The sequence below is a fragment of the Streptomyces cyaneofuscatus genome (assembly GCF_000718135.1).
GTDB classification, from domain to species: domain Bacteria; phylum Actinomycetota; class Actinomycetes; order Streptomycetales; family Streptomycetaceae; genus Streptomyces; species Streptomyces cyaneofuscatus.
Genome location: NZ_JOEM01000005.1, coordinates 1 through 19,830, shown reverse-complemented (window position 1 = coordinate 19,830; position 19,830 = coordinate 1). Strand labels below are relative to the sequence as shown.

Sequence of the window (19,830 nt, the reverse complement as noted above, 5' to 3'; positions counted from 1 at the left end):
GGGCTCAATGCGGCGACTTGGAATCCGTAAAGTGCGGGTTCTCGGCACTGCACCTCTTTTAGGAGAATGACATGGCTACTGGAACCGTGAAGTGGTTCAACTCGGAAAAGGGCTTCGGCTTCATCGAGCAGGACGGCGGCGGCGCCGACGTCTTCGCCCACTACTCCAACATCGCCACCCAGGGCTTCCGTGAGCTCCAGGAGGGCCAGAAGGTCTCCTTCGACGTCACGCAGGGCCAGAAGGGCCCGCAGGCGGAGAACATCGTCCCGGCCTAATTGCCGCGACGCGTACCTCTCTGACCGGGGCCCGCACCGTGAAGGTGCGGGCCCCGGTTTGTGCTGTTCGAGCAACAACCCGCTTTGTGCGCGCATCCTGGGGGCGCACAACAAGCGGTAGGACAAGCACATCGGCAGTGATCCGAATCCGTAGTTGCCCAGGAATCCCCCAGGAGGGCAATTCCGTATGACTCGCTTCGAACGCCAGGACCGCACCCCCCGCTCCCGCCCGGCCCGTGGCCGCGGCCAGGGCGCGACCGCGCAGGCGGCTTCCAACCCCCGTGGCGGCTCCGCCGCCCGCGGTAAGGCTCCGTCCAAGGCTCCGGCCCGCCGCCGTGCCACCCCGCCGCAGGGCGAGTTCGCCCTGCCGGAGACGGTGACCCCCGCCCTGCCCGCCGTCGAGGCCTTCGCGGACCTCGACATGCCGGCCGCGCTGCTGAAGACCCTCGCCGCGCAGGGCGTCACCGAGCCGTTCCCGATCCAGGGCGCGACCCTGCCGAACTCGCTGGCCGGCCGGGACATCCTCGGCCGGGGCCGCACCGGCTCCGGCAAGACCCTCGCCTTCGGCCTGGCCCTGCTCGCCCGCACCGCCGGGCGCCGCAGCGAGCCGCGCGCCCCGCTGGCCATGGTCCTCGTGCCCACCCGTGAGCTGGCCCAGCAGGTCACCGACGCGCTGACCCCGTACGCGACCGCCGTCAACCTGCGGATGGCCACCGTCGTCGGCGGCATGTCGATCACCAAGCAGTCCGCCACCCTGCGGCGCGGTGCCGAAGTGCTCGTCGCCACCCCGGGCCGGCTGAAGGACCTCATCGAGCGCGGCGACTGCCGGCTGGACGAGGTCGCCATCACCGTCCTCGACGAGGCCGACCAGATGGCCGACATGGGCTTCATGCCGCAGGTTGTCGCCCTGCTCAAGCAGGTCGAGGCGGACGGGCAGCGGATGCTGTTCTCCGCCACCCTGGACAAGAACATCGACCGCCTCGTCAAGATGTTCCTCGCCGACCCGGTCGTCCACTCCGTCGACCCGTCCGCCGGTGCGGTCACCACGATGGAGCACCACGTGCTCCACGTGATGGACGAGACGGACAAGAAGGCCGTCGCCACGAAGATCGCCGCCCGTGAGGGCCGCGTGATCATGTTCGTGGACACCAAGCGTGCCGCCGACCGCTTCGCCAAGCGGCTGCTGGCCAGCGGTGTACGGGCTGCCGCCCTGCACGGCGGGCGCTCCCAGCCGCAGCGGAACCGGACCCTGGACCAGTTCAAGAACGGCCAGGTCACCGCGCTCGTCGCGACGAACGTGGCGGCCCGTGGCATCCACGTCGACGACCTCGACCTCGTCGTCAACGTGGACCCGCCGACCGACCACAAGGACTACCTCCACCGGGGCGGCCGTACGGCCCGCGCCGGGGAGTCCGGCAGCGTCGTCACGCTGGTGCTGCCCGAGGAGAAGCGGGAGATGACCCGCCTGATGCAGGACGCGGGCATCGCGCCGCGCACCACGCGGGTCACCTCCAGTGACGAGGAGCTGTCCCGGATCACGGGGGCGCGTGAGCCTTCCGGGATCGCGATCGTGGTCGAGGTCCCGCAGCCGACTCCGCCGAAGCAGCGGACCCGGTCGGGCGGTTCGGGTTCTGGTTCGGCCGGCTCCGGCGGGGGCACGGTGCGCTCCGGGAGCCGGGGGCGGGGACGGCGGGGGTCCGGTTCCGGCGCGGGTGCGGGTGCCGGCGGCGCTTCCGGTGGTGGCGCGGGTCGTTCCGGCGGCGCGCGTGCCGGTGGGGCGTCCGGTGGTGGTGCGGGTCGTTCCGGCGGCGTGCGTTCCGGTGCGCCTGCGCGGGGGCGTCGCGCCGCGTAGCGGCATTTCAGGCGGTCCGGGCGCACATCCAGCCGTCCGGCGATTGAGGACCGGGGTCCGGGGCAGAGCCCCGAAAGCCCCGGACCGGGGTTGTCCTCAATCGCCGGACGGGCTTGAGTTGGCGGCCGGGCTGGATTCGGCGCCCAGGGCCGCGAGGGTCCGCTCCGCCTCCGCCATGATCCGCGCCACCAGCACCCCCACGCTCGGCAGGTCCTCGATCAGGGCCGCGACCTGGCCCGACGCCATGATGCCCACATCCGCGCGGCCCTCCACCATCGCCGCCCTCAGCAGCATCGGCGTGTTCGCCGCCAGCAGCACCTGGCTCCAGGTCAGCTCCTTGCCGTGCCGCAGGGCAAGACCGTCCCGCACCATCCCGGGCCAGGTCAGCCCGGAGATCCGGCGGAAGCCGGACGCCCGCCGCAGTGCGCGGTACAGCGAACGCACCCGCCCCGCCCCCTCCAGCTCCGCCACCATCTCCGTACGGAGCATCCGGTGCGGGAGCCCGTCCACGGCCCTCGTCAGGGTGATGTCCTTCACCCCGGCCGCCAGATACCGCGCCTTCACCGCGTCCGGCACCGTCGAGTCCGAGGTCAGCAGGAACCGGGTCCCCATCGCCACGCCCGCCGCCCCGTACGCCAGCGCCGCCACCAGCCCCCGCCCGTCGTGGAAGCCGCCCGCCGCGATCACCGGGATGTCCACCGCGTCGACCACCTGGGGCAGCAGCACCGTCGTCGCCACGTCCCCCGTGTGCCCGCCGCCCTCGCCGCCCTGCACGATCACCGCGTCCGCGCCCCACGCCGCGACCTTCTCCGCATGCCGCCGGGCCCCCACCGACGGGACGACCACCACACCGGCGTCCTTCAGCTCCGCGATGAGCTCCTGCGACGGGGCGAGGGCGAACGACGCCACCCGTACGCCCTCCTCGACGATGATCCGCACCCGCTCCCGCGCGTCCCCGGCGTCCGCCCGCAGGTTCACCCCGAACGGGGCGTCCGTCCGCGACCTCACCTCCCGTACGGCGGACCGCAGTTGGTCCGGCGTCATCGTCGCGGAGGCCAGGATGCCGAGCGCCCCGGCCCGCGCGGTCGCCGTGACCAGGCGGGGGCCGGAGACCCACCCCATCCCCGTCTGCACGATCGGGTGCCGAACCCCCACGAGCTCCGCGAGCGCCGTGCGCATCAGGGCCGCACCTCGCGGTTCCGGGTGCCCGACGGGTCGATGACCTCGCGGATCAGGGCGAGTTCGGCGGGTGTGGGGTTGCGGGTGTACGGGACGTCGGCGGGGACGGTCAGTTGGAAGCCCGTCGCTTCCTCGACCATCTCCACGGTGACGCCCGGGTGGAGCGAGGCCAGCCGCATCGAGCGGTCCGGGGTCGCGAAGTCGAAGACCCCGAGATCGCTGACGACTTGGGGGATGCGGTGGAAGCGTGTCGCCGAGGGGCCCGCCGCCTCCGCCCGGTCGTAACCGACGCCGCAGACCATGTCGACCCGCTCCACGAAGACCCGGGGCGAGTGCCGGGGGATCCAGTAACTCACCGGGTTGTTCAGGGTGTTGACCGGTGCTCCGCGCACTCCCAGGAGCTGGCGGGCCGGCTGCTCCCAGTCGCCGATGCAGGAGATGTTCTGGTTGCCGAACCGGTCGATCTGGCTCGCGCCCATCATCACGTGCCGCCGGCCGCCGGTCACCAGGGTGAGGTGCTTGCGGTAGGGGAGCCAGCCCTCCACCTCACCGCCCGGGCCGACGATCGTCGCCTCGCCGTCCGTGAGCAGCAGTTCGGGGGCGAAGGTCAGCCGCGCCAGCCGCGCGCCGACGGACGGGACCGCGCCCATCGGGCTGGCCAGCACCTCGCCGTCGCCGCGCCAGGCCTCCGCGCAGGCGATCACGCAGTATTCGGCACGGGTCGCGGCAGCAGTGCCCGGTGTGTTCATCTCTGCTCCTCGTGCCAGGTGCGGACCGCCTGCTGGTAGCCCTTCTCGTCGCCGTCCGGAGGCAGGAAGCGCGCGCTGAACTCCGCCCAGGCCACCGGGTCCGCAGCCGCTGCCGCGTACGCCTTCTGGAACGGCTCGTCGCGCGGATGGTCGGGGACGCACGAGGTGAAGTGCGCACCGCCCGGAGTCTCGACGACCCCGGTGACGGAGTGCCGCTGGACGAGGAGCGTCTGCGGGGCCGCGCCCGACCCTCCCGTCAACTCCGCCGTCTGCAACAGGCGTTCGCACGAGACGTACGCCGTGTCCGCCGCCTCGCAGAACAGGTCGTCGAAGTACGGGTCGGGGCCCAGGTACTGGCCGTTGCCCAGCCGGTCCGCCCGGTTCATGTGGACCAGCGCCGCGTCCATCCGCAGGGCCGGCACCGCGACGAACTCCTCGCCGTCCTCGTACGGTGAAGTCACCGTGCGCAGCTCGGGGTTGACCCGCATCACATCGGAGCCGGGCCCCGCCCGCACCGGCAGGAACGGCAGCCGGTTGGCGGCCGCGTGCAGCCCCCACAGGAACATCGCCTCGTCGATCTCCGTCAACGCGAACGCCCCGCGCTGCCGGGCCGCCCGGTAGTGCGGCTCCAGCGGGATCGAGTCGAGCGTCACGAACGCCGTGACCAGGCGGGAGATCCGGCCGGCGGCGGCGAGCAGCCCGACGTCCGGGCCGCCGTAGGAGATCACCGTCAGATCGGTGACGGGGGAGCGGAGCAACGCCCGTACCAGGGCCATGGGTTTGCGGCGTGACCCCCAGCCGCCGATGCCGATCGTCATACCGCTGTGCAGCCGGCCTGCCACCTCGTCGGGCGTCATCGTCTTGTCGCGCGCGGCGGACACCGTACTCACGTCTCAGGCCTCCTTGCCGAAGGTGTCACGGACCCGGCCGGCCGTCCCCGCCAGGCTCGCCTCGAAGGTGAAGCCCTGCTCGAAGCGGTAGCTGCGCCGTACGTCGACGGGGTCGATGCCGTTGAGCGCGGCCTTGGCCAGCCGCAGCAGGTGGCCGTCCTTGCGGGCGATCTCCGCCGCCAACTCCACCGCCGCGTCCAGCAGTTCGGCCGCCGGGACGACCCGCCAGACCGAGCCGTGGGCCAGCAGCTCGGTCGCGGTCACCGTGCGCGCGGTGAAGTACAGCGTCCGCATCAGGTGTTGCGGGACCAGCCGGGCCAGATGGGTCGCGGCCCCGAGTGCGCCCCGGTCCAGCTCCGGCAGCCCGAAGACGGCGTCCTCGCTCGCCACGATCGCGTCGGCGTTCCCGACCAGGCCGATCCCGCCCCCGAGGCAGAATCCCCGCACCGCCGCGACGACCGGGACCTCGCACGCGTACACGGCCTCGAACGCCTCCGCGCACCCCCGGTTGACGGCGATCAGAGCCGCGTTCCCCGGGTCGCGCTGCAACTCCTTGATGTCGACACCGGCGTTGAAGCCGCGCCCGGCGGCGGCCAGGACGACACAGCGCACCTCCGGGTCGCGGCCGGCCGCCCGTACGGCGTCGGCCAGCTCGTACCAGCCCCGCACGGGAAGGGCGTTGACGGGGGGATGGTCGACGGTGATGACGCAGACGCCCTCGGCATCGGCCGGATATGCGGTGGAGACAGTCATCGGAGGATCAGCTACCTTTCCACCAAACATTTGTTAGGTGGACGGTAGCAGTCGCACCCCCGCCCGCCAACCAGGCCCACACGAAAGGGAGATGCGATGACCACACCCCCCACCGGACGGCTCTGCGCGGGCCGGGTCGTCGCCGTCACCGGCGCCGGACGCGGCCTCGGCCGGGCCCACGCGCTCGCCTTCGCCGCCGAAGGCGCCCGGGTCGTCGTCAACGACCTCGGCGTCGGGCCCGGCGGTGACGGCGGCTCGGCCGGCCCCGCCCGCCGCGTCGTCGAGGAGATCGCGGCCGGGGGCGGCGAAGCGGTCGTCCACGACGGCGACATCGCCACCACCGAGGGCGCAGCCTCCCTGGTCACCACCGCCCTGGACGCCTTCGGCCGCCTGGACACCCTGGTCAACAACGCGGGCTTCCTGCGCGACCGGATGCTCGTCAACCTGGACGAGGACGACTGGGACGCGGTGATGCGCGTCCACCTCAAGGGCCATTTCCTGCCCCTGAAGCACGCCGCCGCCCACTGGCGCGGGGAAGCCAAGGCGGGCCGGACGCCCGTCGCCCGGGTGATCAACACCAGCTCCGGCGCCGGGCTCTTCGGCAGCGTCGGCCAGGGCAACTACGCGGCCGCCAAGGCCGGAATCGTCGCCCTCACCCTGGTCGCGGCCGCCGAACTGAGCCGGTACGGAGTCCATGTCAACGCCCTCGCCCCCGCCGCCCGGACCCGGATGACCGAGCAGACCTTCGCCGCGACGATGGCGGCCCCGGGGGAGGGGCAGTTCGACGCGATGGCCCCCGGGAACGTCTCGCCCCTCGTCGTCTGGCTCGGTTCCGCCGCGAGCGACGGGGTGACCGGCCGCGTCTTCGAGGCCGAGGCGGGCCGCATCACCGTCATGGAGGGCTGGCGCCCCGGTCCCACCGACGACCGGGGCGCCCGCAGGTCCCCGGCCGAGGCGGGGAAGACCGTACGCCGGCTGCTGGCGGACGCGGAGGTTCCGCAGCGCGTGTACGGGGCGTCGTAGCCGGTCCCGTACGACGCGCGGCCCACGCAGCCCATGCAGCCCACCCCGTGCGGCGCGGAAACTCGCTTGCGGAGAGATCAGCGCTCCCGATATCCAGCACAGGACACCGAGGAGCGCACGATGACACGGCACGGCCCCCTGGACGAGTTCTGCTGGATGGACCTCAAGACCCGCGACCCCTCCGGCACCGCCGCCTTCTTCTCCGCCGTGCTCGGCTGGGACTTCGCGGTGGACGAGCAGGACTGGCGCAAGGCCGTCACCATCTCCGCCGGGGACCACCGCATCGGCGGCCTCAGCGACCTCGCGCAGCCCGTCTACCCGCCGGGGCTGCCTGCCCATGTCGCCTACTACCTGGCGGTCGACGACGTGGACCGCCGTACGGCCGTGGCGGCGGAGACCGGCGCACAGATCCTCGTACCGCCCTTCGACGCCGGGGACCAGGGGCGGATCGCCACCCTCATCGACCCGGTCGGCGCGGTCGTCTCCCTCTGGCGGCCGCAGGGGTTCGCGGGGTGGCCGGTGTCGCCCCCGGACGAGGCCGTGGCCGTACCCCATTCCATGGTCCTGGCCTGCGAAGACCCCGAGCGGGCCCGGCACTTCTACACCGGGATGACGACCGGCGCTCCGCCCGCCCGGGCCGCGTTCGCCGAAGCCACCACCATCACCGCGCCGCAGTGGGAGCTGGCCCTCGCCGTGGACGACCTCGACGCTGTCGCCGCCCGGGCCCGCGCGCACGGCGGAGAACTCGTCACCGTCTCCGCAGGCCTGGCGCGGCTGTCGAGCCCGGAAGGTATGACCTTCCGCCTACAGGGGCCGGAGACTTCCCCGGTCTTCCTGGAGACCGACCGGCTCGCGCTGCGCCCGTTCACGGACGCCGACGCCCCCCACCTGCTCGCCCTCGACAACGACCCCGAGGTCATGCGGTACATCAACGGCGGCCGGCCCACCACCGCCGAGTCCATCCGCGAGCGCACCCTGCCACGGCTCCTCCACGACCACCCGTGCACCGGCACCCGAGGGTTCTGGGCCGCCGAGGAGAAGGCCACCGGCACCTTCCTCGGCTGGTTCGAACTCCGGCCCGTCGACGATCAGGACCGCACCGTCGTCGAACTCGGCTACCGGCTCAACCGGGCCGCCTGGGGGCGTGGTTACGCCACCGAGGGCGCTCGGGCCCTCGTGCGCAAAGGGTTCACCGACCTCGGGGCCGAGCGCGTGACCGCCAACACCATGGCCGTCAACTCCGGGTCCCGGCGGGTGATGGAGAAGGTGGGGCTGACCTTCCTCCGCGCCTACGCCGAGGACTGGCCGGACGCCATCGAGGGCTCGGAACACGGGGAGGTGGAGTACGTGCTCACCCGGGCGCAATGGGAGAAGCGCCGGGCGTAGTCCCCAGAGGCACGCCCCCGCGCGTGACCCCCTCCAGCAGCGCCGCGATCTCCGCGTGCCCCGTGTGCCGGTCCACCCCCGCCGCCGGCTCCCCGTCGCGCAGCAGCTCCACGGCCACCGTCTCCTCGCCGTCGGCCGGCTCCCGCCGGACCACCGCGTCGAGGCCGGTCCCGTACGCCTCCTCCAGCTGCCCCAGCAACTCCTGCTCCAGGTCGAGACCGGCCAGCCGCCGCGCCTCCTCCAGCGCCACCCCGACCGCCGCCTCCTGCCCCGGCGCCCCCGCCCCGTACGCCAGCAGCGCCCGCACCGTCCACAGAGAGCCGCGCTGCGCCGCCAGGACCAGCATCGGCTCCCCCTGCGGGCCGGGCAGCAACGGGTCCGCGCCCCCGGCTAGCAGCGCCTCCACCGTCGGGGCGTGGCCGAGACCCACCGCCCAGCGCAGCGCCGTGAATCCGAACTCCTCACGCAGATCCGGCCGCGCCCCGGCGGCCAGCAGCGCCTCCACCACCTCGGTGTGCCCGCCGCACGCCGCCCCGCACAGCGGCAGGTCGCCCGCCTCGGGGCCGCTCGCCCGGTCGGGATCCGCGCCCGCCGCGAGCAGCAGCCGTACCGTCCCCGGCAGGTCCTGGACCGCCGCCAGATAGAGCGCCGTCATCCCCTCCTCGTCGCTCGACTCGGCCTGCGCACCCGCGCGCAGGGCCCGTACGACAGCGTTCTCGTCCTCGTACAGCGCATCGAACAGGCTTGGTTCATCCCTGATCGGCTCGTTCGTCATGCTTCGACCCTACGGTGGCCGAAATGATGCTCAGGTGTCGCACTCGAGTCGCGTACGGCACAGTCCGCACCGCGCGACGGTCCGGCCCCGGACGGGCAGCCGGATGCGCTGGTGGCAGGTGGGGCAGGGGAAGGAGACCCGCAGCCCCTCGCCGCCGGGCTCGAAGGTGTACGGAACAGCCGGGTCCGCGCCGGTGCCCGGGTCCGTACCGGGGTGGTCCTGGGCGTACCGCCGGTCCTTGGCGTAGCGCCGCCGTCCCGCCCAGCCTGCCGCTGTCAGCGGGGGCCTGCGCAGATCGTGCAGCGCCTGCGCCCGGCCCTTGGTGTACGCCGTGTACGCCTGCGGGCTGGTGAACCACGGCGAAGGGTCCTCGTCGAACGCCAGCGCCCGCTTGGCCAGGACGTATCCGAACTCCTCCGGCGTCAGATAGCCCAGCTTCTGCCGGGAGGTGGCGTCCTCCCGGAAGGCGTCCAGCAGCAGCCAGCCCGCGCCGAGATAGGCGGTCACCGTGTCCGTGAGGATCTCGTTGTCCCGGGTGCCGGGGAACTCCAGGCCCAGCCGGTGCAGCAGGACATGGGTGATCTCATGGGCGAGCGCCGCGCCGATGTCCCTGCGGTGGGTGCGGAACCGGTCGTTCAGCTCGATGAAGTACTCGGGTCCCGCGGTCAGTTCCACGCTCGCCGCGTGCTCCATCGTGCGGAAGCCGACGATCATGCGGGCGTCGGGGAGGTGGAGGTGCTGGACCAGGGCCCGAGCCACCCGCTGGGCGCCGAGGTGGAGGTCGTCCGCGTCGGAGAAGGCGGCATCGGCCGGGACCAGGCTGGTGCCGTAGGAGTGGACGCCGTCGGGGGAGAGCCGCCGGTACAGCGCGGTGATCGCGGACCGGACCGTGTCCAGATGCGGAAAGCCGTGGACGACCGGTGCGCCCGGACTGCCGTTGCTCACGTCCGTACCCCCATCCGCTCCGGCCGAGGGCCCCCGCCCACGGCCGGTCTCCACTGTAGGCCGGGGGGGGAGGCAAGGGGGGTGCCCGGCCGGGCGGGTGGGGCTGTCAGCAGTTCGCCGCGTCGGCTTCGTCGGGGGTGACGGCCTCGCGCTGGGCGGTCTGCGCGACGCGGGAGAGCAGGGTGCGCAGCTGCGCCGAATCCTCTGCGTCGAGGTCGGTGAGCAGGCGCGCCTCGGCGGCGGCGAGGCTCCGCCTGACCCGGTCGAGGCGGGAGCGTCCGGTGTCGGTGATCAGGACCTGGCGTGCGCGCCGGTCGCGCGGATCGGGCCTGCGGGTGACCAGCTCGTGTGCTTCGAGGCCGTCCAGCAGATAGGTCATCACGGTGCGGTCGAGGCTGACCTCTCTGGCCAGGGCCAGCTGGGTCGGAGGCTCGCCGCCGGCGAGGGCGACCAGGACGAGGTAGCCGCGGGCTCCGCCGGGCAGGTCGGCGACGGATTCGGTGGCGACGCGGCGGAACGCGGCGGAGACCATACGGATCGCCCAGCCCAGGTCGGTATCGAGAGCCGGATCCTGAACCTCGCTCGTCAGGGCGCCGAGGTCGTGCTGCACGGACGGGACCGGACCCGGGGCGAGGCCCTGGTGGAGGAGATCGCGGCCGAGGGCGGCAGCGCCCGGTTCGTCGCCGCCGACCTCACCGACGCCGAGGACACGCTGCGCCTGGCCGCCGAGGCGGGCGCCGTGGACATCCTGGTGAGCAACGCGGGCCTGTACGAGTTCGCCCCGACCGCGGCGACCGACGCGGCGAGTTTCGACCGGCACATCGCGGTGAACACCCGCGCCCCGTTCCTCCTGGCCGGTCCGGCCAGCTTGTACGTCAACGGCGCCGTCCTGTACGCCGACGGCGGAGAGCGCAGCACCCTGCCCGCCTGAGCGCCCTGCCTCCCTGAGAGCCCTGAGGGCCTGCCCGCACATGTGAGGAGCCACGCCATGGACATCTTCGTCATCGGCGTCACCGGCTTCGTCGGCGGCCACCTCGCCCGCCACCTCGCGGCCGAGGGCCACACCGTCACCGGCCTGGCCCGCACCGGGGCTGCTGCCGCCACCCTCCGGGCCCAGGGCTCACTCCGGTCGCCGCCGACCTGGACGCGCGCCGCCCGGCCGCCGTCGCGGCGGCCCTGCGCGCGGACGCGGTCGTCTACGCCGCCCGGGCCGCCCCGGACCAGGAGAGCGCCACCGTCCGGGACCTGACCCGCGCACTCGCCGGTACCGGAAAGACGCTCGTCCTCCTGTCCGGCAGCGGTGTCCTGATGCAGCGCACCGGGGGCGCCTGGAGCCCCGACGTCTTCGCCGAATGCGACCCCTTCACCCCCGAGCCGCTGGCCGCGTTCCGCAAGGCGGCCGAGGACACCGTTCTGGCCGCCGCCGGGGACGGCGTACGGGCGATGGTCGTCCGGCCCGGTCTGATCTGGGGCCCCGGCGACCACGGCCACGTGCCGATGGTCTACCGGTCCGTCGCCACGACCGGGGCGGCCGCCTGTGTCGGGCCGGGGCTGAACACGTACAGCCACGTCCACATCGACGACGTGACCCGCCTGTTCACCCTCGCCCTGGCCGGCGGACGGGCCGGCGGGCTCTACCACGCGGTGGCCGGGGAGACCCCCAACCGCTGGATCGCGGAACGCGTCGCCGCCGACCTCGGGGTGGAGGCGCGCAGCCTCACTCCCGGGGAAGCCGCCGGGGTGTGGGGCGAGTTCGGCGCCCTCGTCATGGCCGCGTCCAGCCGCATCCGAGCCGTCGACTCCCGGCGGGAGCTGGGCTGGCGCCCCGAGCGCACCGACATGCTGACCATGATCGGCGAGGCGCGGCTGCGCGCGCTGAGCGCTTGAGCGCGGTCCGCGCTTGACTACGGCCTGCGCCCCCGACCGCGACCGGTCGCGGCGGCGTTTTCCGTACCTCACCTGCCCACCCACGGACTTGGCCGAAAAGTGCGCCTTGTGGCAGCGGTGAACGGCTCCCGATAATCGGATGGCCTTGACGGGTTCATGACCAAGTCATGGAGTCGTCCCGTCGTGGTTCCCACAGCAGCCCCCCACGAAAGTAGGCAGTCCGTGAAGCAACTCCTGCGTGCGCTGAAGAGATGTTCCGTCGTCGTCGCCACCGTCGCCATAGCGGTCGTCGGCCTCCAGCCCGTCACCGCCTCCGCCGCCCCCAACCCCGTCGTCGGCGGAACCCGCGCCGCCCAGGGCGAGTTCCCCTTCATGGTCCGGCTCTCCATGGGCTGCGGCGGCGCCCTCTACGCCAAGGACATCGTCCTCACCGCCGCCCACTGCGTGAACGGATCGGGCAACAACACCTCCATCACCGCCACCGGCGGCGTCGTCGACCTCCAGTCGCCCAACGCCGTCAAGGTCCGCTCCACCAAGGTCCTCCAGGCCCCCGGCTACAACGGCACCGGCAAGGACTGGGCACTGATCAAGCTGGCCCAGCCCATCAACCAGCCCACCCTCAAGATCGCCACCACCACCGCGTACAACCAGGGCACGTTCACCGTCGCCGGCTGGGGCGCCAACCGCGAGGGCGGCAGCCAGCAGCGCTACCTGCTCAAGGCCAACGTCCCGTTCGTCTCCGACGCCGCCTGCCGCTCCGCCTACGGCAACGAGCTCGTCGCGGCCGAGGAGATCTGCGCCGGATACCCCGACACCGGTGGCGTCGACACCTGCCAGGGTGACTCCGGCGGCCCGATGTTCCGCAAGGACAACGCCAACGAGTGGGTCCAGGTCGGCATCGTCAGCTGGGGTTACGGCTGCGCCCGGCCCGGCTACCCCGGCGTCTACGCCGAGGTCTCGACCTTCGCCTCCGCCATCGCCTCCGCGGCCCGCACGCTCTGACGCCGCTGACTGATCACGGCTGAACCACCCCGGGGGTGCCCGACGCCACGGGCACCCCCGGACCCGGCTACGGCGTGCCCGACCGTACAGCCACCCCCGGACCCAGCTCCACCCACGCCTCGCCCGCGCCCTCCAGCTCCAGCACCCACACCTCGTTGACGCCCTCGCTGAGCACCGGACCCGGCACGTACAGCGTCTCCTGCGGGCCCGCCGACCAGTACCGGCCCAGGCAGGAACCGTTCACCCAGACGAAGCCACGCGTCCAGCCGGGCAGCCGCAGCCCCGCGTGATCGACGCCCTCCGTCCCCCCGACGGTGAACGTCCCCCGGAACAACCCGGTCCCCCCGGGGACCCCCGGCACCGGACCGAACGGAACCCCCGCCACCGCGCCCGCCTCCTCGAAGGCGTCCAGCCGCAGCCCCCGGGCCCGTACACCGTGCAGGTACTGCCGCTCGTGCAGCACCCCGCCCGTGATCCCCTTCGGCTCACCCAGCCGCGGCCCGTAGTTGACCCGGCCCAGCGACTCCACCCACAGCTCCACCACCGCCCCACCCGCCACCGGCTCCGGCAGCGTGGCGCTCTCCTCGGTCAGCACCCCCGCCCGCACCCCGTCCACGTACACCACCGCCCGGTCCCGCAGCCCGGCGGCCGTCAGCGGATACGGCATACGCGGCCCCGGCACCGCCACCCGGTAGCGCACCAGCCCCCGCCCGACCCCCAGCTCCTCGAACGTCGGCGCCACCCCCGACTCCGGCCCCTCCGGATCACCCAGCGCCTCCAGTACGTCGTCGAGCCCGGCCCACCCGTCCAGCTCCACCCGCACCGGCGGCCCGGCCAGGCCCCTCGGCTCCGGCGGCAGCGCGGGCAGCGGACCCTGCGCGTACTCCGCCAGCACCTTCCGGAACAGGTGGAACTTCTCCGTGGCCCGCCCGTACTCGTCGACCGGCGCGTCATAGTCGTACGACGTCACCGTCGGCTGGAACTCCCCGTCCTGCACCGGACCGCCCCGGTTCGCCCCCGCCCACCCCGCGAAGTTCGTCCCGCCGTGCGCCATGTAGACGTTCACCGACGCCCCGCACTCCAGGATCTCCCGCAGCGCCTCCGCCGCCTGCCCGGCGTCCCGTACGACGGGTTCGGCCCCCCAGTGGTCGAACCAGCCGCACCAGAACTCCATGCACATCAGCGGCCCCTTCGGCTGATGGCGGCGCAGCACCTCGAACCCCTCCCGCGCGCCCGAGCCGAAGTTCGCCGTCGCCAGCAGCCCGGGCACGGAACCGCCCGTCAGCATGTGGTCCTCCGGACCGTCCGACGTGAACAGCGGCACGCTCACCCCGCACCGCCGCAACAGCCCCGCCAGCCACTCCAGATACACCGCGTCCGAGCCGTAACTCCCGTACTCGTTCTCCGCCTGCACCAGGATCACCGGACCGCCCCGGCCGATCTCCCGCTCCACCACCTGCGGCAGCAGCTCCCGGAACCACCGCTCCACCACGGCCCGGTAGCCGTCGTCCCGCGTCCGCACCCGGCGCCCGAACCGGCCCGTCACCCAGACCGGCAGCCCGCCGTTCTCCCACTCGGCACAGATGTACGGCCCCGGGCGCACGATCGCCCACAGCCCCGCCCGCTCCACCGCGTCCAGGAACCGGCCGAGCGCCCCCACATCCCGGTACGCCCCCTCGCGCTCTTCGTGCAGATTCCACGGGACGTACGTCTCGACGCAGTTCAGCCCCATCGCCGCCAGCATCGCCAGCCGGTGGTCCCACTGCTCCTCGTGCACCCGGAAGTAGTGCAGGGCACCCGACAGCAGCCGTACGGGCTTCCCGTCGAGCCGGAAGTCGTCGTCCCCCACGGTGAAGTCCGTCATCGTGCTCGTACGCTCCTGTGCTCGGCCCACCCGGCGGCCCGGGCGCGCAATGGTCCGACCACTGTGACCTCTGGCGTTACGGCGGGTCCATGGACAAAGATCGCTGCTGATTGGACGCAACGGACCCGACGGACGCAGCGGACCCGACGGACGCAACGAACGCAACAGACCCCACGAACGCAACAGACCCCACGGACGCAACGGATTCCAGGACCCTGGGAGGGGAAGGCCGCGATGTACCACACCTGGATGCGTTTCTTCACCCCCAGCCCGCTCCACCACCGCCTCGGCCTCGTCTGCCTCGGCGTCGGCCTCCAGCACGGCGCGCTGCCCACCGTCGGCCCCCGCACCCTGGACCACCACGTCGCCGTGATCGTCAACTCCGGCACCGGCTGGTTCGCCGGCCCCGACGGACGCCGCACCCCCGTCACCGGGCCCACCCTCATCTGGCTCACCCCCGGCACCCCGCACCACTACGGCGCCGACCCCGGCACCGGCTGGGACGAGAGCTTCGTCGACTTCACCGGCCCCGCCACCACCACGTACACCGAGCTCGGCTGCATCGAGCCCGACCGCCCCCTCGTCCCGCTCTCCGACACCGCCGCCCCCCGCGCCGCCGTCGGCCGCATCGTGCGCGCCGCCCGCCGCGGCAACCCCCTGCTGGAGGTCGAGACCGCGGCCGCCGTCCACGAGCTCCTCGTCGCCCTGCGCCGCGCCCGCGCCGACCTCGGCCCCGACGGCGACCCGGTCCTCCAGGCGCTCGCCCGGGACGCCTACCAGCCGCTCACCGTCGCCGAGCACGCCGCGAAGCACGGCATGACCCCCGCCGAACTCCGCACCGCCGTCCGGCGCGGCGCCGGATGCAGCCCCAAGGACTACCTGCTCACCATCCGCCTCGGCCGGGCCAAGGAACTCCTCGCCGCCACCGACCTCCCGGTCGCCGCCGTCGCCCGCCGCGTCGGCTACGACGACCCCGCCTACTTCTCCCGCCTCTTCGCCCGCCGCGTCGGCACCGCCCCCGTCCGCTTCCGCGAACAGCAGGGCCGCAGCGTTCCCGGTGGCTGGAGCGACCAGGTACCCGACCCGGACCACCCGCCGATGATCGGGCCGTGAGGAGGGGCGTCTAAGCTCGCTGACCATGAGTACGAGCGAAATCGACGCGTCCGTCCAGGCCGAGCTGAACCGGCTGCGCGAGAGCATCGACAACATCGACGCCGCCGTCGTCCATATGCTCGCCGAGCGCTTCAAGGCCACCCAGCAGGTCGGCCGCCTCAAGGCCGACCACCAGCTGCCGCCCGCCGACCCGGCCCGCGAGACCCGCCAGATCACCCGGCTGCGGCAGCTCGCGCAGAGCGCCAACCTGGACCCGGCGTTCGCCGAGAAGCTCCTGAACTTCATCATCGCCGAGGTCATCCGCCACCACGAGCGCATCGCGGAGGAGGCGGGGAACGGAAACGCCGACGGGAACGGGAACGGGAGCGCTACGGCTGCCGAGGCCTGACCGGCGGCGGGGTGATCCGGACCCCGAGCACCCCGGCCCTCCTGCACAGCCCCGCCCCGGCCACCGCCCCCAGCACCGGCCCGGCCGCGTACACCCACAGCCGCCCGGCCTCGCCCGACAGCAGCGCCGGGCCGAACTGCCGGGCCGGGTTGGCCGACCCGCCGCTCAGCGGGCCGAGCACCGCGATCACGAGGGCGGTGACCAGGCCGACGGCGTACGGGAGGAGTCTTCGGCCCACCGGATGCGCCAGGAGCCCGGCGAGCAGCAGCGCCGACCCGGCCAGCACCCCCGCCTCGGCCGCCACCACGGCCCCCTCGCCCCAGCCCGGACCGGGCCGCACCACCGCGTGGGAGACCGGCGGCCGGGCGACCACCGGCCCCCACACCAGCCCCGCCGCCCACGTCCCGGCCACCGAACCGCCGAGCTGCGCCACGACGTACGGCACCACGTCCCGCCCCGGGAACACCCCGAGCCGCCACAGGGCGACGGTGACCGCCGGATTCAGATGCCCGCCCGACCACCGCCCCGGCGCGGAGAGCATGAGCGCGCCGAGCAGCACGCCGACCCCCGCCCCGAGCAGGGCGAACGCCACCCCGCCGCCTCCGTACCCGTCCGGCGCGAACAGCCACCGCACCCCGCTCACGACCGCCAGGAGCAGCAGCGCCGTCAGCCCGAACTCGCAGGCGGCACGGCGCAACAGACCGGGGGAGGGGGCGGGAACAGGGTCAGGAACGTGGGCGGCGGCATCGCGCGCAGGCGTGAGCGTCATGAGGACGTCCTCGGTACTCGGTGTGCCGCGCCGAGGAGATGGTAAGCGGCCACAGCCCCCAGGGGGTATCCGCTCGCCCCAGGCCCTCGTACGCCCAGCGAGAACCCCCCTGCGCCCGCCCCACCCCGTACGGCAGCATGGGCCCATGTCCGTACTGACGCGCGACGAAGCGCAGACCCGAGCCCAGATCATCGACGTGGAGCGGTACACGATCGCCCTCGACCTCACCACCGGCGAGGAGACCTTCGACTCCCGGGCCGCCATCCGGTTCACCGCCCACGCGGCCGGAGACACCTTCGTCGAGATCAAGCCCGCCACCCTGCGCTCCATCGCCCTGGACGGACAGCCGCTGGACCCCGCCCTCCTCGACGGGAACCGCTACCCCCTCACCGGCCTCACCCCCGGCCCCCACGAACTCCACGTCGACGCCGCGATGAGCTACTCGCGTACCGGCGAGGGCATGCACCGCTTCACCGACCCGGCCGACGGCGAGACGTACCTCTACACCCAGCTGTTCCTGGAGGACGTCCAGCGCGTCTTCGCCGCCTTCGACCAGCCCGACCTGAAGTCCGTCTTCGCCATCGACGTCACCGCCCCCGCGGGCTGGACCGTCCTCGGCAACGGCGTCGCCGAACGCACCGGCGACGGGCGCTGGACCATCGCGCCCACCCCGCTCATCTCCACCTACCTCGTCGCCGTCGCCGCGGGCCCCTGGCACTCGGTCACCACCGAGCACGCCGGCCTGCCCTTCGGCCTCCACTGCCGGCGCTCCCTCGCGCCCTACCTGGACGCCGACGCGGACGAGATCCTCGGTATCACCCGCGCCTGCTTCGACCGCTACCACGAGAAGTTCGACGAGCCCTACCCGTTCGACTCCTACGACCAGGCCTTCGTCCCCGAGTTCAACGCGGGCGCCATGGAGAACCCCGGACTCGTCACCTTCCGCGACGAATACGTCTTCCGCTCCGCCGTCACCGACACCGAACGCCAGTCCCGCGCCGTGACCATCGCCCACGAGATGGCCCACATGTGGTTCGGCGACCTCGTCACCCTCAGCTGGTGGGACGACATCTGGCTGAACGAGTCCTTCGCCGAGTACATGGGCTACCAGACCCTCACCGAAGCCACCATTCCCCAAGCTCTCAACTCCGTTCGAGCAGGGGAGACCCCGTTCCCCGACACCTGGGTCGACTTCGGCGTCGCCCGCAAGGGCTGGGGCTACGACGCCGACCAGCGCCCCTCCACCCACCCCGTCGCCCCCGACCCCGAGGCCGTACCCGACACCGCCTCCGCCCTCCTCAACTTCGACGGCATCAGCTACGCCAAGGGCGCCTCCGCGCTCCGCCAACTCGTCGCCTGGCTCGGCGAGAAGGACTTCCTCGCCGGGATCAACACCCACTTCGCCCGGCACAAGTTCGCCAACGCGACCCTCGCCGACTTCATCGACAACCTCGCCTCCGCCACCGACCGCGACGTCCACGCCTGGGCCGAGCAGTGGCTTCGCACCACCGGCGTCGACACCCTCACCGCCGACGTCCACGAGCCCACCGCGCCCACCGAGGCCGGACAGTCCTGGGCGCTCGCCGTGGAGCGCGACGGCAGCCGCCCCCACCGCATCACCGTCTCCACCTTCGACCACGCCCTCAACACCCAGGCGGGCCCCGGCCACCTCGCCCCCCGCGACCGCTTCGCACTCGACATCCCCGGCGACGGCGCCCCCCTCGTCCGCCCCGGCCGCCGCCCCGCCCTCGTCGTCCTCAACGACGGCGACCTCACCTACGCCAAGATCCGCCTCGACGCCGCCTCCTGGGAGACCGCCCTGGGCCACCTCTCCGCCATCCCCGACGCCCTGACCCGGGCCGTCATCTGGAACGCGGCCCGCGACATGGTCCGCGACGGCGAGCTGGACCCGACGCGCTACCTCACCGCCGCCCGCACCCACCTCCCGTACGAGAGCGACCTCGCACTCGTCCAGGGCGTCCTGTCCTTCGCCGACGGCCAGATCGCCGCCCGCTACGTCACCCCCGAGGCCCGCCCCGCAGCGCTCGCCACCCTCACCAGCCTGTGCCGCGACCTCATCCGCCGGACCGAGGACGGCTCCCACCCGGGGCTGCGCCTCACCGCCGTACGCCACTTCATCGACGCCGCCACCCAGCCCGACACCCTCCAGAACTGGCTCACCGAAGGCACCGTCCACGGCGGACCCGAACTCGACCCGGAGCTGCGCTGGCGCATCCTCACCCGCCTCGCCGCCCTCGGCGCCACCGACGAGGCGGCCATCGCCGCCGAACTCGCCGCCGACCCCAGCGCCACCGGCCGCGAAGGCGCCGCCCGCTGCCGGGCCGCCCTGCCCACCGCTGAGGCCAAGGCCGCCGCCTGGCACGCCATGTTCGGCGACGACACCCTCTCCAACTACCTGTTCACCGCCACCGCCCAGGGCTTCTGGCAGCCCGGCCAGGACGAGTTGCTGGCCCCGTACGTGGACCGCTTCTACCCCGACGCCACCGCACTCGCCGCCCGCCGAGGCCCGGCCATCGCGGAAGCCGCCGGACGGTACGCCTTCCCCGCGTACGCCGTCGACCCCGAGAGCCTCGCCACCGGCACCCGGGCCCTCAAGGACCCGGCCCTCACCCCGGCGCTGCACCGCAAGCTGGTCGACCAGCTCGACGACCTGCGCCGCGCCCTGGCCGTACGGACCACGGAGCACTGAACCGGCAGACCCGGGGGAGGACCGGCGGGCGCGCGAAGACACCCTTCGCGCGCCCGTCGGCTTTTCCACCGGTCCTGCACCGATGGCCCCTCGGCTGACCGCCGAGGGAACAGCCCCCCCGGACCAGCCGTCGGCGGCTCCGGCCCGTCAGCCCCTCGGTCAGAGGCGCCCGCGCCCCCTCGCGCCGCCGCACCTCGCGCCGCCGCACCTCGCGCCGCCGCACCTCGCGCCGCCGCACCTCGCGCCGCCGCACCTCGCGCCGCCGCACCT

General features: G+C 73.4%; 19 protein-coding genes and 2 pseudogenes. 12 read left to right on the top strand and 9 right to left on the bottom strand.

Annotated elements, in window-relative coordinates; translation table 11 throughout:
- Window positions 1-71 precede the first annotated feature (71 nt).
- Window positions 72-275: a cold-shock protein gene (locus IF17_RS0109135; protein ID WP_015607926.1), complete on the top strand. Its 204-nt coding sequence runs from the start codon at window positions 72-74 to the stop codon at window positions 273-275.
- Between the two features lie 187 nt (window positions 276-462).
- Complete coding sequence (locus IF17_RS0109130) at window positions 463-2,127, top strand: DEAD/DEAH box helicase (RefSeq protein WP_030564005.1); 1,665 nt, start codon at window positions 463-465, stop codon at window positions 2,125-2,127.
- Window positions 2,128-2,223: 96 nt separating this feature from the next.
- On the opposite strand, the gene IF17_RS0109125 is transcribed toward IF17_RS0109130, so the two are convergent.
- From IF17_RS0109125 to IF17_RS0109110, 4 genes are read right to left on the bottom strand one after another with little or no spacing between them, the layout of a single operon-like run.
- Window positions 2,224-3,306 (bottom strand): NAD(P)H-dependent flavin oxidoreductase, encoded by a 1,083-nt coding sequence (locus tag IF17_RS0109125; protein ID WP_030564004.1) that lies wholly within the window; start codon window positions 3,304-3,306, stop codon window positions 2,224-2,226.
- The gene (locus IF17_RS0109120) at window positions 3,306-4,055 is read right to left on the bottom strand and encodes a CoA-transferase subunit beta (RefSeq protein WP_030564001.1); all 750 of its coding nucleotides are present in this window, start codon (window positions 4,053-4,055) and stop codon (window positions 3,306-3,308) included. The genes IF17_RS0109125 and IF17_RS0109120 overlap by 1 nt, the downstream gene beginning before the upstream one ends.
- Complete coding sequence (locus tag IF17_RS0109115) at window positions 4,052-4,912, bottom strand: CoA transferase subunit A (RefSeq protein WP_106980160.1); 861 nt, start codon at window positions 4,910-4,912, stop codon at window positions 4,052-4,054. The genes IF17_RS0109120 and IF17_RS0109115 overlap by 4 nt, the downstream gene beginning before the upstream one ends.
- A 36-nt stretch (window positions 4,913-4,948) precedes the next feature.
- Window positions 4,949-5,698, bottom strand: coding sequence for an enoyl-CoA hydratase family protein (locus tag IF17_RS0109110; RefSeq protein WP_030563998.1), 750 nt, complete (start codon window positions 5,696-5,698; stop codon window positions 4,949-4,951).
- A 96-nt stretch (window positions 5,699-5,794) separates the two neighbouring features.
- On the opposite strand from IF17_RS0109110, the gene IF17_RS0109105 reads away from it, so the two are divergent.
- The 3 genes and pseudogenes from IF17_RS0109105 to IF17_RS1000000139680 all read left to right on the top strand — a co-directional run bounded on the left by IF17_RS0109105 (window position 5,795) and on the right by IF17_RS1000000139680 (window position 8,107).
- On the top strand, window positions 5,795-6,721 hold the full coding sequence (locus tag IF17_RS0109105) for an SDR family oxidoreductase (protein WP_030563996.1): 927 nt from the start codon (window positions 5,795-5,797) through the stop codon (window positions 6,719-6,721).
- Between the two features lie 33 nt (window positions 6,722-6,754).
- Window positions 6,755-7,141 (top strand): annotated as a pseudogene (locus IF17_RS1000000140220) (VOC family protein); the annotation flags it as partial.
- Window positions 7,142-7,513: 372 nt separating this feature from the next.
- Window positions 7,514-8,107: a GNAT family N-acetyltransferase gene (locus IF17_RS1000000139680; protein WP_051883950.1), complete on the top strand. Its 594-nt coding sequence runs from the start codon at window positions 7,514-7,516 to the stop codon at window positions 8,105-8,107.
- Here IF17_RS1000000139680 and IF17_RS0109090 read toward each other — a convergent pair.
- The 3 genes from IF17_RS0109090 to IF17_RS0109080 all read right to left on the bottom strand — a co-directional run bounded on the left by IF17_RS0109090 (window position 8,073) and on the right by IF17_RS0109080 (window position 10,437).
- Window positions 8,073-8,882 carry an ankyrin repeat domain-containing protein gene (locus tag IF17_RS0109090; RefSeq protein WP_030563994.1) on the bottom strand — a complete coding sequence of 270 codons (810 nt, stop codon included), beginning with the start codon at window positions 8,880-8,882 and terminating at the stop codon, window positions 8,073-8,075. The genes IF17_RS1000000139680 and IF17_RS0109090 overlap by 35 nt on opposite strands.
- A gap of 30 nt (window positions 8,883-8,912) precedes the next feature.
- On the bottom strand, window positions 8,913-9,827 hold the full coding sequence (locus tag IF17_RS0109085) for a hypothetical protein (RefSeq protein ID WP_030563993.1): 915 nt from the start codon (window positions 9,825-9,827) through the stop codon (window positions 8,913-8,915).
- A 106-nt stretch (window positions 9,828-9,933) separates the two neighbouring features.
- A complete protein-coding gene (locus IF17_RS0109080; protein WP_032771843.1) occupies window positions 9,934-10,437 on the bottom strand; it encodes a MarR family winged helix-turn-helix transcriptional regulator in 504 nt (167 codons plus the stop codon).
- Here IF17_RS0109080 and IF17_RS01000000136255 point away from each other — a divergent pair.
- The 4 genes and pseudogenes from IF17_RS01000000136255 to IF17_RS0109065 form a co-directional block, all read left to right on the top strand.
- Window positions 10,405-10,686 (top strand): annotated as a pseudogene (locus IF17_RS01000000136255) (SDR family NAD(P)-dependent oxidoreductase); the annotation flags it as partial. The gene IF17_RS0109080 and the pseudogene IF17_RS01000000136255 overlap by 33 nt on opposite strands.
- A gap of 129 nt (window positions 10,687-10,815) precedes the next feature.
- On the top strand, window positions 10,816-11,076 hold the full coding sequence (locus IF17_RS1000000139675; RefSeq protein WP_032771828.1) for an NAD-dependent epimerase/dehydratase family protein: 261 nt from the start codon (window positions 10,816-10,818) through the stop codon (window positions 11,074-11,076).
- A 59-nt stretch (window positions 11,077-11,135) separates the two neighbouring features.
- Complete coding sequence (locus tag IF17_RS1000000139670) at window positions 11,136-11,714, top strand: NAD-dependent epimerase/dehydratase family protein (protein ID WP_237667029.1); 579 nt, start codon at window positions 11,136-11,138, stop codon at window positions 11,712-11,714.
- A 222-nt stretch (window positions 11,715-11,936) separates the two neighbouring features.
- Window positions 11,937-12,716 (top strand): S1 family peptidase, encoded by a 780-nt coding sequence (locus tag IF17_RS0109065; protein ID WP_030563989.1) that lies wholly within the window; start codon window positions 11,937-11,939, stop codon window positions 12,714-12,716.
- A 67-nt stretch (window positions 12,717-12,783) separates the two neighbouring features.
- Here the strand turns inward: IF17_RS0109065 and IF17_RS0109060 are convergent, their stop codons facing one another.
- The gene (locus IF17_RS0109060; protein WP_030563987.1) at window positions 12,784-14,580 is read right to left on the bottom strand and encodes a glycoside hydrolase family 35 protein; all 1,797 of its coding nucleotides are present in this window, start codon (window positions 14,578-14,580) and stop codon (window positions 12,784-12,786) included.
- Window positions 14,581-14,814: 234 nt separating this feature from the next.
- Here IF17_RS0109060 and IF17_RS0109055 point away from each other — a divergent pair, with 234 nt between their 5' ends.
- Window positions 14,815-15,693 (top strand): helix-turn-helix domain-containing protein, encoded by an 879-nt coding sequence (locus tag IF17_RS0109055; RefSeq protein WP_030563986.1) that lies wholly within the window; start codon window positions 14,815-14,817, stop codon window positions 15,691-15,693.
- Window positions 15,694-15,718: 25 nt separating this feature from the next.
- Window positions 15,719-16,081, top strand: a complete 363-nt coding sequence (locus IF17_RS0109050; protein WP_030563985.1) for a chorismate mutase — start codon at window positions 15,719-15,721, stop codon at window positions 16,079-16,081.
- Here the strand turns inward: IF17_RS0109050 and IF17_RS0109045 are convergent.
- Window positions 16,062-16,850, bottom strand: a complete 789-nt coding sequence (locus IF17_RS0109045; RefSeq protein ID WP_030563984.1) for an MIP/aquaporin family protein — start codon at window positions 16,848-16,850, stop codon at window positions 16,062-16,064. The genes IF17_RS0109050 and IF17_RS0109045 overlap by 20 nt on opposite strands.
- A gap of 145 nt (window positions 16,851-16,995) precedes the next feature.
- Here IF17_RS0109045 and pepN point away from each other — a divergent pair, with 145 nt between their 5' ends.
- Complete coding sequence (gene pepN / locus IF17_RS0109040; RefSeq protein ID WP_030563983.1) at window positions 16,996-19,560, top strand: aminopeptidase N; 2,565 nt, start codon at window positions 16,996-16,998, stop codon at window positions 19,558-19,560.
- The last annotated feature ends 270 nt before the right edge of the window (window positions 19,561-19,830 follow it).